General features: G+C 48.1%; 18 protein-coding genes. 7 read left to right on the forward strand and 11 right to left on the reverse strand.

The genetic code is table 11. The features are described from left to right. Positions 1 to 7: 7 nt before the first annotated feature. Genes ABEA66_RS07050 through ABEA66_RS07060 form a run of 3 tightly spaced genes read right to left on the reverse strand, consistent with a single transcriptional unit; the run spans position 8 to position 3701 of the window. Positions 8 to 1105, reverse strand: a complete 1098-nt coding sequence (locus ABEA66_RS07050) for a Ger(x)C family spore germination protein (RefSeq protein ID WP_345587019.1) — start codon at positions 1103 to 1105, stop codon at positions 8 to 10. Next, positions 1098 to 2189, reverse strand: a complete 1092-nt coding sequence (locus ABEA66_RS07055; protein WP_345587020.1) for a GerAB/ArcD/ProY family transporter — start codon at positions 2187 to 2189, stop codon at positions 1098 to 1100. The genes ABEA66_RS07050 and ABEA66_RS07055 overlap by 8 nt, the downstream gene beginning before the upstream one ends. A gap of 6 nt (positions 2190 to 2195) precedes the next feature. After that, positions 2196 to 3701, reverse strand: coding sequence for a spore germination protein (locus tag ABEA66_RS07060; protein WP_345587021.1), 1506 nt, complete (start codon positions 3699 to 3701; stop codon positions 2196 to 2198). 316 nt (positions 3702 to 4017) lie between these two features. Between ABEA66_RS07060 and ABEA66_RS07065 the strand changes: the two genes are divergently transcribed. After that, complete coding sequence (locus tag ABEA66_RS07065; RefSeq protein WP_345587022.1) at positions 4018 to 4893, forward strand: DMT family transporter; 876 nt, start codon at positions 4018 to 4020, stop codon at positions 4891 to 4893. An 81-nt stretch (positions 4894 to 4974) separates the two neighbouring features. Here the strand turns inward: ABEA66_RS07065 and ABEA66_RS07070 are convergent, their stop codons facing one another. After that, the gene (locus ABEA66_RS07070) at positions 4975 to 5334 is read right to left on the reverse strand and encodes a DoxX family protein (protein WP_345587023.1); all 360 of its coding nucleotides are present in this window, start codon (positions 5332 to 5334) and stop codon (positions 4975 to 4977) included. 216 nt (positions 5335 to 5550) lie between these two features. Between ABEA66_RS07070 and ABEA66_RS07075 the strand changes: the two genes are divergently transcribed. Beyond that, the gene (locus ABEA66_RS07075; RefSeq protein WP_079914435.1) at positions 5551 to 5922 is read left to right on the forward strand and encodes a winged helix-turn-helix transcriptional regulator; all 372 of its coding nucleotides are present in this window, start codon (positions 5551 to 5553) and stop codon (positions 5920 to 5922) included. Between the two features lie 60 nt (positions 5923 to 5982). Here the strand turns inward: ABEA66_RS07075 and ABEA66_RS07080 are convergent, their stop codons facing one another. From ABEA66_RS07080 to nikR, 3 genes are all read right to left on the reverse strand, one after another. Beyond that, entirely contained in the window at positions 5983 to 7659 is a 1677-nt protein-coding gene (locus ABEA66_RS07080; RefSeq protein ID WP_345587024.1) for a copper resistance CopC/CopD family protein, read from the reverse strand. Positions 7660 to 7692: 33 nt separating this feature from the next. Continuing rightward, positions 7693 to 8100, reverse strand: coding sequence for a DUF2203 domain-containing protein (locus ABEA66_RS07085; RefSeq protein ID WP_079914433.1), 408 nt, complete (start codon positions 8098 to 8100; stop codon positions 7693 to 7695). 68 nt (positions 8101 to 8168) lie between these two features. Further along, a complete protein-coding gene (gene nikR / locus ABEA66_RS07090; RefSeq protein WP_079914432.1) occupies positions 8169 to 8645 on the reverse strand; it encodes a nickel-responsive transcriptional regulator NikR in 477 nt (158 codons plus the stop codon). Between the two features lie 224 nt (positions 8646 to 8869). Between nikR and ABEA66_RS07095 the strand changes: the two genes are divergently transcribed. Continuing rightward, positions 8870 to 10582: an ABC transporter ATP-binding protein gene (locus tag ABEA66_RS07095; protein WP_079914431.1), complete on the forward strand. Its 1713-nt coding sequence runs from the start codon at positions 8870 to 8872 to the stop codon at positions 10580 to 10582. A gap of 273 nt (positions 10583 to 10855) precedes the next feature. On the opposite strand, the gene ABEA66_RS07100 is transcribed toward ABEA66_RS07095, so the two are convergent. Next, positions 10856 to 11467 (reverse strand): class I SAM-dependent methyltransferase, encoded by a 612-nt coding sequence (locus ABEA66_RS07100; protein WP_345587025.1) that lies wholly within the window; start codon positions 11465 to 11467, stop codon positions 10856 to 10858. A 579-nt stretch (positions 11468 to 12046) separates the two neighbouring features. Here ABEA66_RS07100 and ABEA66_RS07105 point away from each other — a divergent pair. Together ABEA66_RS07105 and ABEA66_RS07110 are read left to right on the forward strand one after the other, a co-directional pair. Beyond that, on the forward strand, positions 12047 to 14272 hold the full coding sequence (locus ABEA66_RS07105; RefSeq protein WP_192701314.1) for a ribonucleoside-diphosphate reductase subunit alpha: 2226 nt from the start codon (positions 12047 to 12049) through the stop codon (positions 14270 to 14272). A 511-nt stretch (positions 14273 to 14783) separates the two neighbouring features. Beyond that, positions 14784 to 15824: a ribonucleotide-diphosphate reductase subunit beta gene (locus ABEA66_RS07110; RefSeq protein WP_425571479.1), complete on the forward strand. Its 1041-nt coding sequence runs from the start codon at positions 14784 to 14786 to the stop codon at positions 15822 to 15824. 83 nt (positions 15825 to 15907) lie between these two features. Here the strand turns inward: ABEA66_RS07110 and ABEA66_RS07115 are convergent, their stop codons facing one another. Continuing rightward, on the reverse strand, positions 15908 to 17638 hold the full coding sequence (locus ABEA66_RS07115) for a diguanylate cyclase (RefSeq protein ID WP_225947904.1): 1731 nt from the start codon (positions 17636 to 17638) through the stop codon (positions 15908 to 15910). A gap of 44 nt (positions 17639 to 17682) precedes the next feature. Further along, positions 17683 to 18063: a response regulator gene (locus ABEA66_RS07120; protein ID WP_079914425.1), complete on the reverse strand. Its 381-nt coding sequence runs from the start codon at positions 18061 to 18063 to the stop codon at positions 17683 to 17685. 211 nt (positions 18064 to 18274) lie between these two features. Here ABEA66_RS07120 and ABEA66_RS07125 point away from each other — a divergent pair, with 211 nt between their 5' ends. Further along, on the forward strand, positions 18275 to 18664 hold the full coding sequence (locus tag ABEA66_RS07125; protein ID WP_079914424.1) for a hypothetical protein: 390 nt from the start codon (positions 18275 to 18277) through the stop codon (positions 18662 to 18664). Positions 18665 to 18668: 4 nt separating this feature from the next. Here the strand turns inward: ABEA66_RS07125 and ABEA66_RS07130 are convergent, their stop codons facing one another. Continuing rightward, complete coding sequence (locus ABEA66_RS07130; protein ID WP_345587027.1) at positions 18669 to 19043, reverse strand: gamma-glutamylcyclotransferase family protein; 375 nt, start codon at positions 19041 to 19043, stop codon at positions 18669 to 18671. A 154-nt stretch (positions 19044 to 19197) separates the two neighbouring features. Here ABEA66_RS07130 and ABEA66_RS07135 point away from each other — a divergent pair, with 154 nt between their 5' ends. Beyond that, positions 19198 to 19338, forward strand: a complete 141-nt coding sequence (locus ABEA66_RS07135) for an N-acetylmuramoyl-L-alanine amidase (RefSeq protein ID WP_079914422.1) — start codon at positions 19198 to 19200, stop codon at positions 19336 to 19338. The last annotated feature ends 83 nt before the right edge of the window (positions 19339 to 19421 follow it).

Genomic DNA, 19421 nt, shown 5'->3' on the forward strand with positions numbered 1-19421 from the left:
AGGCTTTCTATTTGATCTTCCCGTAATTTTTTATCTCCATTTGAATCCTGCACTGTATATCCATTTTCGAATATTCCTCGTGCCAGTCCATCTTTTTCCATCCGCTATAGCTCATTTGATTTCTAACGTAGGCTCCAATTCCCAGGCTATCGACTTTTTTGCTCTGCATGAACCGAATCATTTGGTTACCTTGAGCCGTAAGAAGGGCCGATATCTTCTTCTCCAGCTCCCGCCTATCCTTGTCTTCCCCTAGCTTTAAATCACCCGTATATTCCAACACGGTTCCTTTGATACGAACAAGGATGCGAGCGGCGGGCTTCCCTTCGCTATTTGGTATAATGTTTACTTTCCTCCGGCTGATCAAAGAATTGAACATGGCCACTTCCGACGGATTATTCTTGTCCAAAGGAATAGCGATATTCCCTCTTTTGAACGAGTCCCTTAGAACTGCGAGAATCATCGTTTCCTTCGAGCTGATCTTATCGATATACTTATTATCCCGGAACAATCCAACGGCATCGATAGTTATCCCTTCCCCGATATCCTTAATGACAGGGGCAACCGGATCAATACCATCATCATAGTAATCTCTCAAAAAGCTGTATAAAGTGACTTTTGGCACTGCGTGCTGTTTGGATTCCTTTTCCAGTAAATGATCGATATATTTCCCTGTGTTTTTGTGATGCGAATAGGTTTTCTCCATGATGGCGCCCGCACTTCCATCTACCAGCGTTATTTTCATATGAGGGGAAATGGACGGATCTCGAGCCAACGTATCAAAGTGATTGTCTAATCCTTTCTTGGCAACCGCCAAACCAAAAAGAACATTCCGTATTTGCCCGTTGACTAACATCAGACTGCTTTTTTTGGAAAGGTTAATCTTGGCTTCCTTGACGCTATGTGCGACAGTAGCAAGAATATCGCGGGATACCTTCGATTCGGGATCCACCTTAGGGAGAGCGATAACAATTTTGTAGGTGCCGTCCGGCATCAGATCATATGTCGTGGTCTGAATAAAACCCACTCTTTCCAATATACGCTGGTCCCCGCAGCCGGTAAGAAAAATTAGAAGAAGCAGGCCTGCCATCCATCTTGTTTTATCCATCCGGCAATTCTCCCTTTGATTTCTGCAAGAGCAGTATGAAGATGGCCAAAATAGGCAATCCAAAAGCGATGCCCATTTCAATCATAGACAGCACGTTTAACCAATGCTGGACTTTACTTAATATATCCGGGATAAAGGATACGAGATAAACAAGGCCAATAATCAGAAATCCCATGACGTTCTCCTTCATTTTGGGGATCAACCTTATGCCTACTTCATTAGCTGACCAGGTATACATAACGGTGGTGATCATTACCGTGAATAAGAAGAAACCGTAAAACAAATTTTCTATACGTTCCACAAACGGGAATTTAATGTAGGCCAAAATATCCAGAACGGGAAACAGCATCACTTTCAACTGTTCCGCGCCAAGAAAACCGAAGACGATCAAGCAGAGGTAAGCGTAAGTTACGCACAAGATCATATTTCCCCATGTGGCGGCTTTCATCAGCTTCGTTTTTTTATCGGAATAGGGGAAGAGAAGAAGGCTAAGCTCGTACCCGAGAAACGCAGAATATACCTGAAAATATCCCTTGACCGTATTATCTCCCCCCTGCAAAAAGAAGGGAGTCAGTCTTGACCAGTTAAATTCCTCGTATAAAAAAAAGATCAAAAGATTCATCCATACGACGAGCCAAAAGAAGACGGTTGCGGCTTTGGAAATATTGTATATGCCCTTAATCAATAAACCGTAGACAAGAATATCGACAATAAGCTTGAAAACCATCGGACTTGTCGTAGGGAAAGCAACCATTTGGAAAATAAGCACATATTCTTTGGTAACCAAACAGCCTAACAACGCCCATATGCTCACCAAAGCTACATAAAGAGGGTATAGAATGAATTTAGGAACCGACTGTTCTACGATTTCAAACAGAGACCTGCCTTGGCCAAGACGGTACACAAGCGATATTAAATAAATATTGGCTTGCGCAATTGCCCCGAAGAAAAACAGCATTATCCATCCGTTGGTGCCAAATTGCTGGGCCAATAGCTGAGGAAGGCTGAACAGCACGACTCCAGTTTGAATCATAAAAATAAGGATGGAAGCGTGAAAGTAGGATAGTTTCTCTTGAATTCTCAACTGGCGTTATCTCCTCATTTTATTTCTCACCTTATTGGGCGTATTGCTCTGCGTTGGCCGGGCGGTCAGTAAATTGAAAGGGGCCCTGATAAACATATCCTTCCAATCCTTCATTTGAGATGGAGCTACAGGGGTTAGGTAAGACGTCCCGAGACTTGTGATTCCGCTCATATGAACGACTATCGCTGCAATTCCTACCGCCAGACCGAAATTGCCCGCCAAGCCCGCCAGCAAAATTAACCCGAAACGAAGAAGTCGGATAGAAGCGCTCATAACATAGCTTGGGATAACGAATGAGGAGATGGCAGAGGAAGCCACGGCAATAATTAATATATTGCTTGTAAGCCCCGCTTGTACGGCAGCTTGCCCAATAACAATACCTCCAACGATACCGATGGTTTGACCTATCTTCGTCGGCAGCCTCGCGCCTGCCTCCCTCAGAAGCTCAATCGTAATTTCCATTAGGAAAGCCTCATATACAGGTGGAAATGGGACTCTACTTCGCGATTCGGCTATCGTAATGAGCAGATTCTCAGGTATCATTTCATAATGGTAAGTTGTTATCGAAACATACAGAGCTGTGAAGATAATGGTAATTCCGAAAGCCAATAGCCTTAACAGGCGTGTCGCCGTGCCGATCAGCCATCGTTGGTAATAATCATCCGACGAGGAAAAAAACTCAAAAAATGAGGTCGGCGCGCTGAAAGCGGAAGGGCTGCCGTCCGTAATTCCGACAATACGACCTGCGACCAGCTTGGAAGCGATAGCATCCGGTCGTTCGGAGGTATGAAACTGAGGAAAGATGGAATAGGGACTATCGTCAATATATTGAATAAGCATATTCGTATCGAAAACCTCGTCGATTTCAATGTTTCTGATCCTGAGGATGGCCTCCTCCACATAAGCCTCATTGGCAATATCTTGGATATATAAGAGGTACACATCTGTTTTGGTGACCTCGCCTACTGATAGTTTAATCACCTTCAGATGAGAGCTCTTGACCCTTCGGCGAATTAAGGAAAGATTCACTCCCGCTTCTTCTGTAAACGCATCATGAGGACCGGTAATGACGGTCTCCGTCTCCGATATCGATACAGAACGGGAAGGAGGCCCGTATACGTCCGCGAGATAGGCTTGTTCTTTGAAAAAGATGGCTGCCTGACCCGCCAAAATCCCTTTAACCACATCCTTCATATTCGAAGCCAGGTGAAATTGGGACTGCTGCAGATACCGGGCCACTTGCTCCTTTTGCAATCCTAGTAACGAATTTACCACGTCCCCTAGGAGGGTATCGCTGTTGACCAAGGGGCCAAAATATAACAAATCTATGCCGATATCTGCATACGAACGATGTACTAAATCGGCACAATCCCTGAATTCGTTCAGCGTTTGATTCAGGGAAGGCATGTCGTTATGTTCTTCCTTATTGGTATGGGGTTCAGCTTGACCTGATTTTTTAAGCGTCCAATGAAACAGTCGATGGATGATGTTCATATGCCACCCCAAATTCATTTTGTGCTTCTTCTGTATTTTGCAGCATTTTCTTGGAATTACTCATGGAAAGGGGAAATAAGGATGTATTGGATGCTGCTGCATCCAGCTAGGATTTACTAAATGCTGTTTGTCTGTTCAGAAGGTCGATATTTTGTTACTATACTTCTTATCTATTGCAGTTAGATTGGGACTAGAGGTGAATCCAAATGTATTATTCTCCATTATTTGAAAATGATGTACCAGCAGCACTTCCGCGCCCTTAGTGGAGTGAAGGTGACTGCATTCTCTCCGTTAGGGGCTTGATGACCTTAACTAAAAACGGAGGGAACGAAAAATGAAAAATACCTTATTAGGTTCTGTTTATTTAGCTTTAGCTGCCAGTATTTGGGGCGGCATGTACGTTGTAGTTAAAATTGTAGTTGCGGTCATCCCCCCACTCGAGCTGGTGTGGATGCGATATGTAGTGGCAATTCTGGCACTGCTCATGATCGGCTTGATGACACGGCAAAACTGGCGAATTCATAAGCATCATTTTTTAATCATCATAGCTATTGGGGTTATTGGGAATACCATTTCGATAGTTGCTCAGGAAACAGGTACCATGCTGTCCTCAGCACAAATGGGAGCCATTATAACTTCCTCAACACCAGCATTTATGGTAATTTTTGCCCGTTTATTCCTCAAAGAGCGGTTCACTTTAAAAAAGGGACTTTCTATTGGCTTAGCAACAATTGGGGTTTTACTCATTGTGGGAGTTGGACAAGTGAACCTTTCCAATAAACTTGGCGGTATTTGGCTTCTCATAGCTGCATTAACATGGGCATTGATGTCTGTGCTTGTCAAGCGTGTTCCGAATAGTTATTCACAAACTGTGGTGACTACCTATTCCATCTTCGTATCCCTAATTGTGCTGACCCCTTTTGTCTTGCCACGTTTACACGCAATTAACTTCTCTCAACTGACGAATCCTAGTATTTGGGGAGGAGTCTTGTATTTGGGTGTTATCTCAACAGCAGGCGGATTTCTGCTCTGGAATCGTGGATTACAAATGCTTAACGCCTCCAACGGCGGGCTGTTTTTCTTCTTTCAACCCGTGGTCGGCACATTCCTTGGATGGCTTATTTTAGGGGAGAGCATAGGCGTAACGTTTTGGATTGGTTCCTTCTTCATTCTTATCGGCGTTTTATTGGTTATTAAAGAGAAAAAATAGCACTCAAAAACCCCTTCCTTTAGGCTGAAGGGGTTTTGTTTTGTTTAACTGAGAATCGTTACACTAATAGGATACAATAGCTCAATACTTTAAACGGCCAATCGCAACAAATAGGGCAAGCGCTAAGAAAATGAAGTTCACGACAATTTCCCCATATTCGCCGCGCATAATATGGAATACTGCACCCAAAAGAACGATTACAGCAAGTCCGGCCGCAGCAATCGGTGTCAAAACAGGGACGATTTTTAAAGCTTGAGGCAAAATTAACCCTATTACTCCAAGCAATTCCACTAAACCAATAAAGAAAACGAGATTTTTGGGAACATCACTCACCCATGTCCAGGACGTTTTTGCTGCTTCATACTGAAACGCCTTCAACCAACCGGAATAAATAAATCCCAATGCCAATATCCCTTGTACGATCCATAAACCGACATTCATAAATGACGCCCACTCCCTATCACTTTCATATGTTGATATCCCAACCTGATTAACGAGAATCCATACTGTTTTTTCTTCAACATCTACTCCTCTTGTGTCTATTGAGCTCTAGATGCATAATAATCCATAGGAATCTCTTAAGGAAGTAGTTACTTAAAATAAACGTAGTATACACAAAGAAACCTAAGGCGGTTAAAGGAATGGAGAGTAATATTCATGTCTACCTTTTGTAAATTCGAGACGGCGTTGGAGATCCTTGTCGGGAAATGGAAGCCAGTTATTCTGCTTCGCCTTTTTTCAAACGGAACTATGAGATTTAGCGAGCTTCAAAAATCGATACCGGATATCACCAAAAAAATGCTGACCCAACAATTACGGGAGTTGGAATATCACGATATTGTTCATCGTGAGATCTATCATCAAGTTCCCCCCAAGGTAGAATACTCCATCACAGAATACGGTAAAGGGATGGCTACCATTTTGCAGGCGTTAAATGATTGGGGAGTAGCTCATGTGGAGCATTTAAATGAATTATACGGAACGAATCATTCAATGGAACCGCAAACAAATGATGCAATAGATAAATAAATCCAAAGAAAAACCCGGCGTTCGCACCGGGTTCGTTGTTACATAAGTATTCTTTTCGAATTAAAATAAACGGATTTGTTTATTGTAGACCGTTTCGTCATCATTGCTGTCCATAACCCGGACCTCGATGTCCCAATAGCCTGGATAAGGCAGGTAAGCACCTTTGGCCTTATACGTATGCTTCTTCAATCCCCCAAAGCTGTCCTCTACGCTGGCATCCTCGGTATACTGGACAGGAACCTCGATAGGAGCTATATCTTTGGCACTGGCATCGTGCAGCTTCAAGATCATTTGCTTTGGCTTGCCTAACGATTCCGGCAGCCACACCTTCACCGTGAAATCATTCACTCCCGGCACGTTAGGCGTGATCTGCGTGGTCATGTGGATCTTGTCTCCCATCACATGCCAATTCAGCGGCTCGTTCGCAGGCAGCGGCGTCAAATAAGTGAACACGCCGACAATGAGCACGATGAGAAGCGCCAGTACAGCATCCGCTTTAAGCAATGCTGCGATCCTGCCTTCGCCGCGCTTCCTGTATGCCCAGCGAAGCCATGCCGCCGTACAAATAACCAGGAGCACCAGAGCACATTTGGCGAGCAGAAGCTTGCCCCATTGGGTCTCCACAATATATTCGACATTCGGCAAAAAGATCAGAACGGACAATATTCCCGACAATACCAGCAGGACAATGGAAGCCAGCGCAGTGGAGGAAAACCGCGGGAAGAACCGCAAGCCTTCTTCCTTGCTGTGCCTCCAGAGGACGATCAGCATCAGCAGACCGCCTACCCATAGAGCTGCAGCAGCCAAGTGGATGATATCCAGCAGCAAGGTCTGCTTCAAAGGCTGAAATGCGGCGGCATGGCCATTGAGACCTTTGGTCAGCCATACAAGCGCTACCCAGGTCAAATCCAGCCAGAGACGGCGGTACAGCAGGACAAGGCCCAATAGGGACACTACAAGAGAGGCTATCCAAATATAGCCGATAATCGTTTTGGTAAAAATGACTGCGAACGCTTCCGGTCCGCCATCCCCGATAAGTGCAAACACGTGAGTGAACATAAAGAACAAGAAGGCAAGTAAATATCCGCGCTGCAGCTGCATGCTCCATTGTTGAAGTAATGATGACACACTGTCGCTGCGGCTGCCATAAAATCTCTGCCATACGACCCAGCCGGTGAACAGCAGCATCAATGCATAATATAGGATTCTGGATATATATTGAAGAATCTCCATAAATCCGAGCTGCGTCGACAAGCCATGGGAATGCATATGCTCCATCGATGGCAGCGCCTCCGCAGGCTGATTGCCCAAGCTTTGGCCTACTGCAAATAAATACGTGCCTTCTACGGGATGTCCGTCAGCTGAGATGACATGATAAGTGACCAGATAGCTTCCTTGCCCGAGCTTGGGCAGCTGCAGTTCAACGGAAGTCCGGTTGGCATTCAATTGAGCTTTATTCGCGGTCACCTGCTTCTTGCTGCTATCATACACCCGCACATAATAGATGCCGTCTTCCAATCTTTCATTAAAAGTGAGAGTAATGCTGCCCGGGGGCTCATTCAGTTCCGCATTGGCTGGCGGTACCGACTCCACAAGGCTGGCATGCGCCGAAACCGGATTCGGCAAAACAACCAGATAAAAGAAAAAGCATAGACAGCAAATAAGCGGCACCAGCCACCCGACTTGTCTGCTTATTATTCTCCGCCGACGCGTGCCGGCCGTCTTTATGGTGATCATTGTGAGAAAGTCCTCCTTGATCCTATGAACAGGCTACTCGCCCGTAATCTTCTTTCTACCCGCAAAACCATCATACAGCCCGTGATAGTGCTCGACGCGCGGCTCTCCCTGTCTCCAGCACAGCAGCACTTCCTCACCGTTGATCCATGCCGGAAAATCGACAAGTCCGGTATCGACATCCTTCAGCTGAACGCCCTTTAGTTCAAAGCTTTGAAGCACAGCATTGCCTTCCAGCTGCATAAATTCCATTTCACATTCCAATGTAAAATACGGATCTTCCTCGACCATCACACCTTGTTGACGGTGGTAGATTTTTAGCTGATGCAGCTGTTCATATTTCACGCGAAACCGCCGTTTGATATCCTGCAGCTTCTCCAGCTCCTGTTGTACAATCGGCAGTATCGCGTTGGCTTCAGCCAGCGTGTAATATTTTTTCCCCATTGGTATACCTCCCGTCTAAGAATCCCTTACCACTTACGCATATTTATCTCTTCAAAAGCCTATCGCACTTATTCTCCATGGGAATGGGGGTGTGCATGATCATGATGATGGGAGCGGTCGGCCCCACGGCTATCCATATGGGTTACGGACAGCTCTGCATAAAACACGCCTTTGAGCACCTGAATGCGCTGCTGCAGCTCCCGCAGCTTGCTCACGACGCCTCGAACCACAATCACTTCCAGGCATTGCTGATGGTTCAAATGAATATGCATCGTAGAGTTGATCTCATGATGGTACTCATGCTGCAGCTCGGTCAGTACGATCGGCAAATCGCTGACATGGTGGTCGTACACCATAACGATCGTTCCTGCCGCCATCTGATCGGGTTTGATCTGGGAGGGCGCGAGCAGCGCTTTGCGCACCAAATCCCTAATCGCCTCGGACCGATTATCATATCCCTGTTCCTCCAGCAGCGCATCGAACTGCTCAATTAAGGATTGCGGCATGGAGATGCCGAATCGAACAAGCGCATCCTTCTCACTCAATCTCGTTCTCCCCTAACCTTGAAAATTTCGCGGCACCGCGACGTTCCGTAGCCGCCTTCTTATGTTCTAATGTAGCATACTCGGACGAGGCTAACCAAACTTTTCACCGTAATGTCATACTCTTGCCGGTGGAAAAAATAATTAAGATCATCTCTTCTCTTGTCACCAAGCCTCTTCCCTATTAAAATACGTAAATACATTGCGGAGAAAGGAAGGAATCTTTTGTGATACGCCGTTTCATGGCCTTCTATCGGCCTCATTGGAAGCTGTTCGCCGTCGATTTTACGGCCTCTCTGTTCGTGGCCCTTCTTGAGCTCAGCTTTCCGCTGGCAGTCAAATGGATCGTCGACAGTCTGCTGCCTGATCGCAACTGGCCCTGGATACTGTGGGCGGGAGCCGGCTTGCTTGCCATGTATTTGCTGAGCAGCGGCCTTCAGTTTGTCGTCACCTATTGGGGACATAAGCTTGGAATTCAAATCGAATTTGATATGCGTCAAAAGCTGTTTCAGCATGTGCAAAAATTATCGTTTCGCTTTTTCGATAACCATAAGACCGGACATTTGATGTCCAGAATGACGAACGACCTGTTTGAGATCGGGGAAGTAGCCCATCACGGGCCTGAGGATTTGTTCATTGCCGTTATGACCTTTATTGGCGCCTTCTCGATTATGCTTTACTTAAACTGGCAGCTGGCCTGCATTACCTTCATAGCTCTTCCTTTATTGATATGGCTGATCGTGCTCTGCAACGGAAGGCTCGTCAAGGCAGCCAATCAGATGTATACGAACATTGCCGACGTGAACGCCCAGGTCGAGGACAGTGTCGCCGGCATTCGCGTTGTGCAGTCATTTACGAATGAACAGCATGAGATCAAGAAATTTTCGGAGAACAACAAAAAGTACCGCTTCGCCAAGCTGCAATCCTATTGGATTATCGCATACAGCGCATCGGGGATGTATTTGCTCATGAGGCTGATTACGCTGCTTGTGCTTCTATGCGGAGCCTGGCTGGTCATTTATCGGGGCATGTCTTACGGAGAGCTGGTCGGCTTCCTTCTATTCGTAAATATCTTCTTCAAGCCGATTGAAAAAATAACCGCGCTGCTGGAGCAGTACCCGAAAGGTATGGCCGGGTTCAAAAGGTTCCTGGAAATTATGGATGTGGAGCCGGACGTGGCCGATGCGCCGAATGCCGTGAATGTCAAGCATTTGAACGGGGACATTGAGTTTAAGGGCGTGACCTTCGGCTACGAAAATCATGCGCATGTGCTGCGGGACATCAACCTGCGCATTCGGGCGGGTGAAACCGTCGCTTTTGTCGGCCCCTCCGGAGCCGGAAAAACGACCTTGTGCAGCCTCCTTCCCCGCTTCTATGAAATTGAGAGCGGCAGCATCTCCATCGACGGCATCGATATCCGCCAGATGACGCAGCGTTCCCTGCGTTCGCAGATCGGCATCGTTCAGCAGGATGTCTTCCTGTTCTCGGGAACGCTGCGTGACAATATTGCTTACGGCAAGCTTGGCGCGACCGAAGAAGAGATCCTGGCAGCCGCCCGTAGCGCGCATCTGGAGTCGGTCATCGCCTCGCTCCCGCTCGGGCTCGATACCCCTATCGGGGAAAGAGGCGTGAAGCTGTCTGGCGGGCAAAAGCAGCGTCTGGCCATTGCGCGGATGTTCCTTAAGAACCCGCCGATCCTGATCCTGGACGAAGCGACCTCTGCACTCGACACCGAGACCGAGGCCGTGATCCAGCAGGCGCTTACCGAGCTGTCGGCGAACCGCACGACTCTCGTTATCGCCCACAGGCTCGCGACCATCCGACATGCCGACCGGATTATCGTAGTCAATGAGGACGGGATTGCGGAGCAGGGCCGGCACGAAGAGCTTCTGGCTGTAGGAGGGGCCTATGCCAAGCTGCATCAGGCGCAATTCGGTTGAGGGGGGAAAAGAAGTCCCGCAGCGAGTGCCTCGGGAAGAGTGTTCAAAAACCAGTAAAGCTTGAACCCGTGCTATCATCCTCTGGTGGGGTATGCCCCTCCAGCCGCTGTTGAAACCCGTGAAAGCTCATCATATTTAGCGGTATTTTCACGGATTTCAAAGGCGGACGCTATCGCTCCTCCAAGGCATACCCCGCCTCCGTTTGCAGCATCGTTCGCGCGAAACCAGGTTTTTTTACAACTTGCCCTGCAGCAAAAGCTGCAGGGCTTCTTTTTATGGTAATAGGAAGAGGGATTGAAAATGCAGCTCGTCCTGCTGAAGAGGGACTATGCGATAAGAATCGAGTTTGAAGTACGGTTTCACAGCCTTCTGAATGGCCTCATCGGTATAGAACGAAAAGAACCGTTTCGGCTCGCACACGTCATTCTCCCAGATCCCTTCCGAGTCGCGCCCTCCGTATACCCCCATATAAAAGAGGCCATTGGGTTTGAGCACTCTGCGAATTTCCGCAAGCACCTGACCCAGCTCTTGTTTGGGCACATGCAGCAGGCAGTTCAGCGCATAGACGGCGTCAAACGATCGGTCAGGGAACTCCAGCTGATAAAAGTCCATCACGGCCGCATTCAGCCCCTTCTCCTTGCAATGACGGACCATTTCTTCGGACAAATCAATACAGGTCACCTCCAACCCGCACTGCTGGAAATAAAAGCTGTCTCTGCCGGTCCCGGCCCCTATCTCAAGCACGCTCCCTCCTCCATTTTTACGCAGACGCTCTATGAACAAATCCCTCTCCTCTGCCTTCCAGTCTGGCATGGATGATTGTGAACGGCGTACGGCATCCGCATCATAAGCTTGGGCCAGCTCTTTTTTGAAAGATAACGACATCCTTGATCCTCCCACCTTTTCAGTTATACGAACATATATTCGTTATCGTTTCTGGAATTCCTTCCTTTCGTGAAAATCATTATTGAAAATTTTATGATCCGAAATGGCTCCTCATTATGATCTTGCTTATATTGGATTGGCATCAGCTTTTTGGCAGAAGAAGCTAGTAGGTCTAAGCTCCTATTTTTCTTCTTGAAAATCTATCTTTTTATACAGAAGCTACATCCGATGAAGACTCGGAATCGCCCTTATCAAAAGGAATTCGGCTGTTTACAGCCTATCAAATGGCCTCGGAAGGCATGAAACTTGTCGAAAAATATTCATTTGACACCCACCATATATTGAGGTAAATTCTATTTATGTCTTCAAAGACAACTATATATTGTGGGAATATCTCTCATAAACGACACATTTCGCTTTCACGCGGTTTCATAGATTCAGCCATGGGCCTTAAGGAACCCGCGCCACAACGATGCATGGCCACCTTAGCTGCTGGCATGCGCCCGCTTTAAGCAGGGCTGCATGCTTTTTCAATGCGCATTTTTCCCATCTTCGCTCAAAAAAAGGAGTAGGTTTTAGATGATTATCGTAAAGAGAGACGGAACGAAAGAAGAGCTTGTTTTCTCCAAAATGAAGAAGGTTATCGATTTCGCTTGCGAAACATATCCGGAATGCGATCAGCTCGAGCTGGAAACCGCATTGCTGCCTTTGTTCCGCAACGGGATTTCAACGAAAGAAATTCAGCGTTTGCTTATCCAGGTAGCCGTGGAAAAAACAAGCGTCGAGCAGCCGAACTGGCAGTACGTCGCTGCGAAGCTTCTCACCTACGATTTGTACAAGGAAGCCCGTTTGAATCGTAAATACGGCCATTTTGGCTATGGCGACTTGTACTCCCTCATCACTTACTTAACTGATATGGGATTGTATGGAAAATACATACTCGAGCATTATACAAAGGAAGATATTCAAGAGCTGGGCGCTTACATCAAACCGGAGCGCGATTATCTCTTAAACTATATCGGTCTCAAAACATTGGCTGACCGCTACCTGATTCGCGGCATGGACAAAGAAGTGCTGGAGCTGCCGCAGGAGCTGTTCATGGGTGTCGCCATGCATCTGGCTATGAAGGAAACGGACAAGCTCAAATGGGCCAAGCAGTTCTACGATGTGCTGAGCAACCTGGAAATGACCGTCGCTACACCGACGCTCGCCAATGCCCGCAAGCCGCTGCATCAGCTGTCCAGCTGCTTTATCGATACGGTGCCGGATAATCTGTGGGGCATTTACAACGTGGACCAAAGCTTCGCCCAGGTATCCAAGCATGGCGGCGGCATGGGAATCTATGTCGGCAAGGTTCGCAGCCGCGGCTCCAACATTCGCGGTTATAAGAACGTTGCAGGCGGCGTCGTGCCGTGGATCAAAAACTACAACAACACGGCTATCGCCGTAGATCAATTAGGCGTCCGCTCCGGTGCGGTAGCTATCTACCTGGACGTATGGCACAAGGATATTCTCGATTTCCTGAACCTGAAAACTAACAACGGCGACGATCGTATGAAGGCTCACGATATTTTCCCTGGCGTTTGTATCCCGGATTTGTTCATGAAAACAGTGAAGGAAAGAGGCACCTGGTACTTGTTCGACCCTCATGAGGTTCGTAAAGCGAAAGGCTACTCGATCGAGGACAGCTGGGGCGAGGAATGGGAGCGCCGCTACTGGGATTGCGTGAACGACGATAAAATTTCCAAAGAAGAAATTCCGGCTATCGATATCATGAAGCGCATTATGACGAGCTCGTTCGAGACGGGAACTCCGTTCCTGTTTTTCCGCGATACCGTCAACCGTGCTAACCCTAATAAGCACGCGGGCATGATTTATTGCTCCAATCTGTGCACCGAGATTTGCCAGAACATGAGCCCGACCGAGCTGGTTCAAAGTTTCCATGAAGACGGCATTATTACGAATCAAGTGAAGAGCGGCGATTTTGTCGTGTGCAACCTGTCTTCCCTGAACCTGGGACGCGTGTATACGAAGGAAGATATCGAACGCGTCGTTACAACGCAAATGCGCATGATGGACAATGTCATCGATTTGAATCATTATCCGATCCCGCAAGCGGAAATTACGAATAAAAAATACCGCGCTGTTGGCCTCGGCTCCAGCGGTTATCATCAAATGCTGGCTCAGCTGAAGATTCAATGGGAATCCGATGAGCATATCGCTAAAGCTAATGAAGTGTATGAGTGGATGAACTTTTACGCAATCAAAGCTTCGATGGAAATTGCCAAAGAAAAAGGCGCCTACAAAGTATTCGAGGGCAGCGAATGGCAAACCGGCGCTTATTTCGATGACCGCGGCTATAACAGCCCGGAATGGCTCGAATTGAAAGAGCAGGTAGCCAAGCACGGCGTACGTAACGCCTGGATGTTCGCTATCGCTCCTACCGCTTCTACCTCGTTGATCGCCGGTTCTACCGCAGGTATCGACCCGATCTTCAACAAGTTCTTCGTAGAAGAAAAGAAAAATGCGGTCATCCCGCAAACCGCTCCGAACCTGAACGCCGAAACGATGTGGTTCTACAAAGAAGCTCATCGTATCGACCAGCATTGGAGCATCAAGGCCGCTGGCGTACGCCAGCGTCATATTGACCAGGCTCAATCGTTCAACCTGTACATCACTCCTGAGCTTTCTGCCAAGGAATTCCTTGAGCTGTACATGGCCGCTTGGGAAAACGGCTTAAAAACCGTATACTACGTACGGAATAAAAGCCTTGAAGTGGAAGATTGCGTAAGCTGTTCTGCATAATGAAATCATCTTGCAGCCATAGTAAGCAAGGCATCAATTAGCGTCCGGCAGCAGCGAAGCGCACTGCCTCGCCCTTGATCTTATCGGGTCCGGCAGCAGCGGAGCGTACTGCCTTGCCCTTAATGCTTTTCTGGTTTTCGGGTTTTCGGGTTTTCGGGTTTTCGGGTTCTGGGGGGTTAGGTTTTTGGCAGCAGCGATAGCGAACTGCCCGCCCTTCCTTCCCTGCCCCAACCCTCAAAACGTTAAGCGTGTAGGTGCCCCGTTCATAAGCGTCAGCGAATGAACAGGCACTTACGTAAGCGCCCAATTGCACCAACCTAACACCAAAACGCACCATCGCACCAACGTAAAGCGTGTACCCCATCCCCCGGCAAATGGCGCAGCCAGAGCCGGGGGATGGGGTACGAACGCGCTCCAAACCAACAAAAAGTAACTCCCACAGCCGAGGGGGTCCAGGGGGCAGAGCCCCATGGGGTCCCCCTTGCAGGGGGATTTAGGGGGTAGCTCTTCTTTGGACCAATTACAGAAGAAAAAACTGTTTAACGAGCACGGTGACCGTGACTGGGGAAAACGCCGCATGATCGGCGGCAATACGACGAACCTGATCGAGCTGAACAACGTGAAGTACGATTGGGCGACGAAAATGTATCGCACAATGATGAACAACTTCTGGATTCCGGAAGAAATTCCTTTGGCGCAGGACGCCAAGGACTACAAATTTTTGTCGCCGCATGAGCGTCAAAGCTATGATAAAATCATCAGCTTCCTGATCTTCCTGGATTCGCTGCAAACGGCAAATCTGCCTAACATTAACGAGTATATTACGGCGCCGGAGGTGAATCTGTGCCTGACGGTACAGACGTTCCAGGAAGCCGTTCACAGCCAAAGCTACTCGTACATTCTCGACAGCGTAGTTTCAGCCGAGGCACGTGACGATATCTACAACCAATGGCGTGAAGACAAGCATTTGCTGCGCCGGAACCGGTTCATCACCGACCTGTATGAAAACTTTGTCGAGGATCCTTCCACGAAGAATCTGATGAAAACCATTATGGCGAACTATATTCTGGAAGGCATCTACTTCTACAGCGGCTTCAGCTTCTTCTACGCGCTCGGACGTCAGGGCAAAATGCTCGGCACCGTATCCGAAATCAAATACATTCAGCGCGACGAGCTGACGCATCTGGCGTTGTTCCAAAATATTTTCCGGGAAATCCGCAAGGAAAATCCGGATATTTTCACCGACGAGCTGATCGAAGAGCTTCGTCAGATGATGAGAACCGCCGTGAACCATGAAATCGAATGGGGCCAATACATTACCAACAATAACATCAGCGGTCTCAGCAACGAAATCATCGATCAATATATCAAGTACTTGTCCAATGAGCGTTTAAGAAACCTCGGTCTCGAAATTTTGTTCCCGGAAGTTGTGGAGCATCCGATGAAATGGGTCGAAACGTTCAGTAATATGAACGGCATCAAAACCGACTTCTTCGAGCAAAAAGTAACGAACTACAGCAAATCATCCAACATGAACTGGGATGATCTGTAAAACAAATACACCCCCTTCTTCCCTCTGGAAGCATGGGGGTGTTCCTTTTATATCGGCTCTAGAAATTAGAACGCGGTTCTGCCTTACGGCAGCTTCAACAGCTGCTTCACCTTCATCTCAAGCTCTACCATGGAGAACGGCTTATGCATGAAAATATCGACTCCGGCAGGCAGCCCTTTCGCCGGCTCATCCTCCCGGCTTCTCCCCGAGAGCATAAGGATGGACAAATTCGGAGGCATCGAGCCTTCCTGCCCGAATCGCTCCAGCAGTTCGAAGCCTCCCAAACGAGGCATCACGCCATCCAGCACACATACATCAACGGACTGGCGTGTAAGAATGCCGTAAGCCTCTTCCCCATCCGACGCTTCCAGGAAGGTCACGGGAAGATGCTGCAGCTTCGAAACCAGAATGGACCTTAGAATGCGGTCATCATCAGCAATCAAGACCGTCGGGCGGCGCTCCTCGGTTCCTTCCGATGGCGAGCTGCACGGATCCCCCATCTCATCGACATAAATCATCACGCGGTCTCTGCCGCCCTGTTTGGCGGCATACATCGCATCATCGGATCGCTGAATCCATTCTTCAATCGTCATCCCTTCGGACCATGCGGACACGCCTGCCGAGAACGTGATATGGAAGGTCTGTCCATCGTTCTGAGCCACAGGCTCCGTACGAATCTGCTGCAGGATGGACTCTATCGTTTTTTGCGCATCCTGAGCCGTGCTTCCCGGAAGGACCACGACAAACTCCTCCCCGCCAAAGCGCGCGATCAGATCGGTGGAGCGTAGATTTTTTTGCAGAATATGAGCCAAGCCCTGTAGTACCAAATCCCCTACATGGTGGCCATGCGTATCGTTAATGCTTTTGAACCTGTCGATATCGATAAAAACAAGCGAGATCGGCGCCGGATAACGGCTGATGCGCTGAAGCTCCACTTGAATTTGATGATCGAAAAAGCGCCGGTTATAGATCCCGGTCAGCGGGTCGCGAAAAGCCATCTGCTCGAAATTTTTCGTTCGTTTCAGAAGGCTGTAGATGCGTGCGCTCAACTCCTCATATTGAAAAGGCTTCGTGACAAAGTCATCGGCACCCAAATAAAAGCAGCGTACTTTATCGTGAATATCGTCCCGTCCGGAAAGCACCACAAGCGGGACCCATTTCAGCGTAGGATCCTCCTTCACGAATTCAAACAATTCGTAACCGGACTGCGGATACATCATCAAATCCAATGTAATCAAATCGTAATTATGCTCTCGCAGCAGCTTCTGGGCGGTCCCTACGTCCGACGCATGGTCCACTTCATAGCCCTCGAGCTTAAGACGCCTCACCAGATAAGAACGAAGAGCATCGTCATCATCAATGATCAGCAGTCTTCCTCCCGATGGCGCCAGCGTAATTTTTCCGAACTGCTCCTGCTGCTCGTCCAAATCCATCTCCTGACAGTAAAGATCAAATTCCATCAGCAGCTGCTGCTTCCACTTGGCCCCGGCCTGTACGCAGAGCTGGAACTCTGCCGCGATTTGGGCATGATCCCAGCCGTCGTCCGTCCTTTGAGTCCATTCCCATAAGCGAACCAGTTTCTCGGCTACAAGACCGATGCGCATAAAACCGAAAACAGACGAACTGCCTTTCATGGTATGAACCAATCTATAGATCCGCTTGGCTGCCGCAAGCGTGCGCCCGGATTCATGAACCTCACTAACGTCATGCAGCTCCTTCAGCTGTTTGCGGAGCTCACTCACATACCGCTTACGCCCTTCTTTCATCAGTCTTGCTTCCTTTTGCAAGCGTTCCTCAGGCGATAGTTGACGCAAACCTTTCACTTCCAGTCATTTCAAAATAGATGATATGTAGCACGTTACGGTCCGCCTTCTATTAGCTGCTGCACCACCTCAATCAATTGAAGGGGACTGAACGGTTTTACGATATATGTGCTGACCCCGGCCTGTTTTGCCCGCTCCCGGTCTTTTTCCAGCGCTTTGGCTGTCAACAGGATTACCGGAGCGGCTTGATTGGGATTGTCGTGGGTACGCAGCCATTCGCATACTTCTACACCCGTCAGCTCCGGCATCATATAATCGAGAATAATAAGATCATAACGCGTGCTTTGTATATGGGACAGCGCTTGTTTTCCATCCTCGGCTTCCGTAATGTCATATCCCTCATCCGTCAAAGTCTCAGTCAATAAAAAACGAAGCGCTAATTCATCATCCGCTAATAAAATACGGTAATCGGACATGCAGGTTTCCCCTCAATTTCCTCAGCAATTTGCTTATCATTATATCATTTTCCAACCTCATTTCGGTGCAAAAATACAAACTTCTACATCTTCAGTTGGAAAAATTAGTTTTCTACGCCATTAGAACTATGCTACAATAAAGCAGCAATCGGATTTTATCATTTCTTTAGCAATATTAGTCATTTAGAACTATTGAAAGGAGAGCTAGTCATTGGAACACGTTGATTTGTTAATAAAAAAGCTGACTAAATACGTCTCCTTCGGCCAACCGGTTTCTTCCGGCTCTGTCTTTAACCAACGCATATCCGATCCAAGAATTCCTATTTCAGCATACTACATGACCATGAAGCCCCACAACGAGGAAGAACGCTGCTATCATGAGGTGTGGCTCACCAAAGAGGGCCTTTTTGCCATCACGGAGGCATGGTATACCGATACGATGGTCAGACGCAAGCTGATCCATAACGATTTAACGTACGAACAGCTAATAGAAGTCCATGGAGAAGATGAAGCCAAGGGCGTCGTCGTTAGAATGACCGAAATCATCAGCAAATCCGAATCGGATGACTGGAGCCGCAGCCTGCATTCCAGAAGAATGTAAGCCGTTATGCTTCCTTACGGCGGGTGCGCCATGAACCGTCCGGAATCGGTGGACACCCCCGGCTGTCATTCCAAACATACACCCATCCTTCGCGTTCCGGCCGCAGCGCATCGTGAACCCACACTCTCTCGTAATCGTTAAGTTGCCCCGGTCCATGATAATCCTCCATCCCATCCAACTGAACGAGCCCCTCCTCCGAGACAAGCAGCCACTCCCCTTCAACCGAGCCTCCTCCAGCAAGCACTAGCCCAGGGTAAGGTCCATAATTGTAGAGCGTCCCCCTGACACATCCTTTTTCAAGCTGTTCCACATAGGGCTTGGCCACTTCATGATTAATTTCTCCCTGCAGCAGGGTCCCGTAAACAAATATCCAGATCATATTCGTTTCCCTCCTCTAGCGCGGCTTTTCTGTGACTTGAGCGGGGCTCTCATACTTTCATACCCTTTCGACCGTTAGCCGTCGCCGTTCGCGAGCGGCAGCATACTTTGTATTATATTCATAAAATACAGCCTGGGAAGAAGGGGATGATCCGATGCTCAGTAAAGAAGACGCTAACAAAATCATTTTGTTCCTTTCCGCCGCCTACAGCTGCACCGATTCCGAAGAAGCGCAAGCCGAATTCCACCGTCTGGCCAATGAACTGCGCAAAGCATCCGGACAGCCGGAAGAATAACTTCAATTCCTCACCCAACGCCGTTTTCATCTGCGAAGCCGGCGTTTTTTTGCATGTCATCGTTCACCTAGAGATATTCGCCC

It is taken from the genome of Paenibacillus vulneris, assembly GCF_039543185.1.
Taxonomy (GTDB): Bacteria; Bacillota; Bacilli; order Paenibacillales; family NBRC-103111; genus Paenibacillus_S; species Paenibacillus_S vulneris.

Coding starts and splice junctions, on each gene's coding strand:
- ABEA66_RS07050 (WP_345587019.1), bottom strand. CDS start 1,105: ATGGATAAAACAAGATGGATGGCAGGCCTGCTTCTTCTAATTTTTCTT.
- ABEA66_RS07060 (WP_345587021.1), bottom strand. CDS start 3,701: ATGAATTTGGGGTGGCATATGAACATCATCCATCGACTGTTTCATTGG.
- ABEA66_RS07065 (WP_345587022.1), top strand. CDS start 4,018: ATGAAAAATACCTTATTAGGTTCTGTTTATTTAGCTTTAGCTGCCAGT.
- ABEA66_RS07070 (WP_345587023.1), bottom strand. CDS start 5,334: ATGAATGTCGGTTTATGGATCGTACAAGGGATATTGGCATTGGGATTT.
- ABEA66_RS07075 (WP_079914435.1), top strand. CDS start 5,551: ATGTCTACCTTTTGTAAATTCGAGACGGCGTTGGAGATCCTTGTCGGG.
- ABEA66_RS07080 (WP_345587024.1), bottom strand. CDS start 7,659: ATGATCACCATAAAGACGGCCGGCACGCGTCGGCGGAGAATAATAAGC.
- ABEA66_RS07085 (WP_079914433.1), bottom strand. CDS start 8,100: ATGGGGAAAAAATATTACACGCTGGCTGAAGCCAACGCGATACTGCCG.
- ABEA66_RS07100 (WP_345587025.1), bottom strand. CDS start 11,467: ATGTCGTTATCTTTCAAAAAAGAGCTGGCCCAAGCTTATGATGCGGAT.
- ABEA66_RS07105 (WP_192701314.1), top strand. CDS start 12,047: ATGATTATCGTAAAGAGAGACGGAACGAAAGAAGAGCTTGTTTTCTCC.
- ABEA66_RS07120 (WP_079914425.1), bottom strand. CDS start 18,063: ATGTCCGATTACCGTATTTTATTAGCGGATGATGAATTAGCGCTTCGT.
- ABEA66_RS07130 (WP_345587027.1), bottom strand. CDS start 19,043: ATGATCTGGATATTTGTTTACGGGACCCTGCTGCAGGGAGAAATTAAT.
- ABEA66_RS07135 (WP_079914422.1), top strand. CDS start 19,198: ATGCTCAGTAAAGAAGACGCTAACAAAATCATTTTGTTCCTTTCCGCC.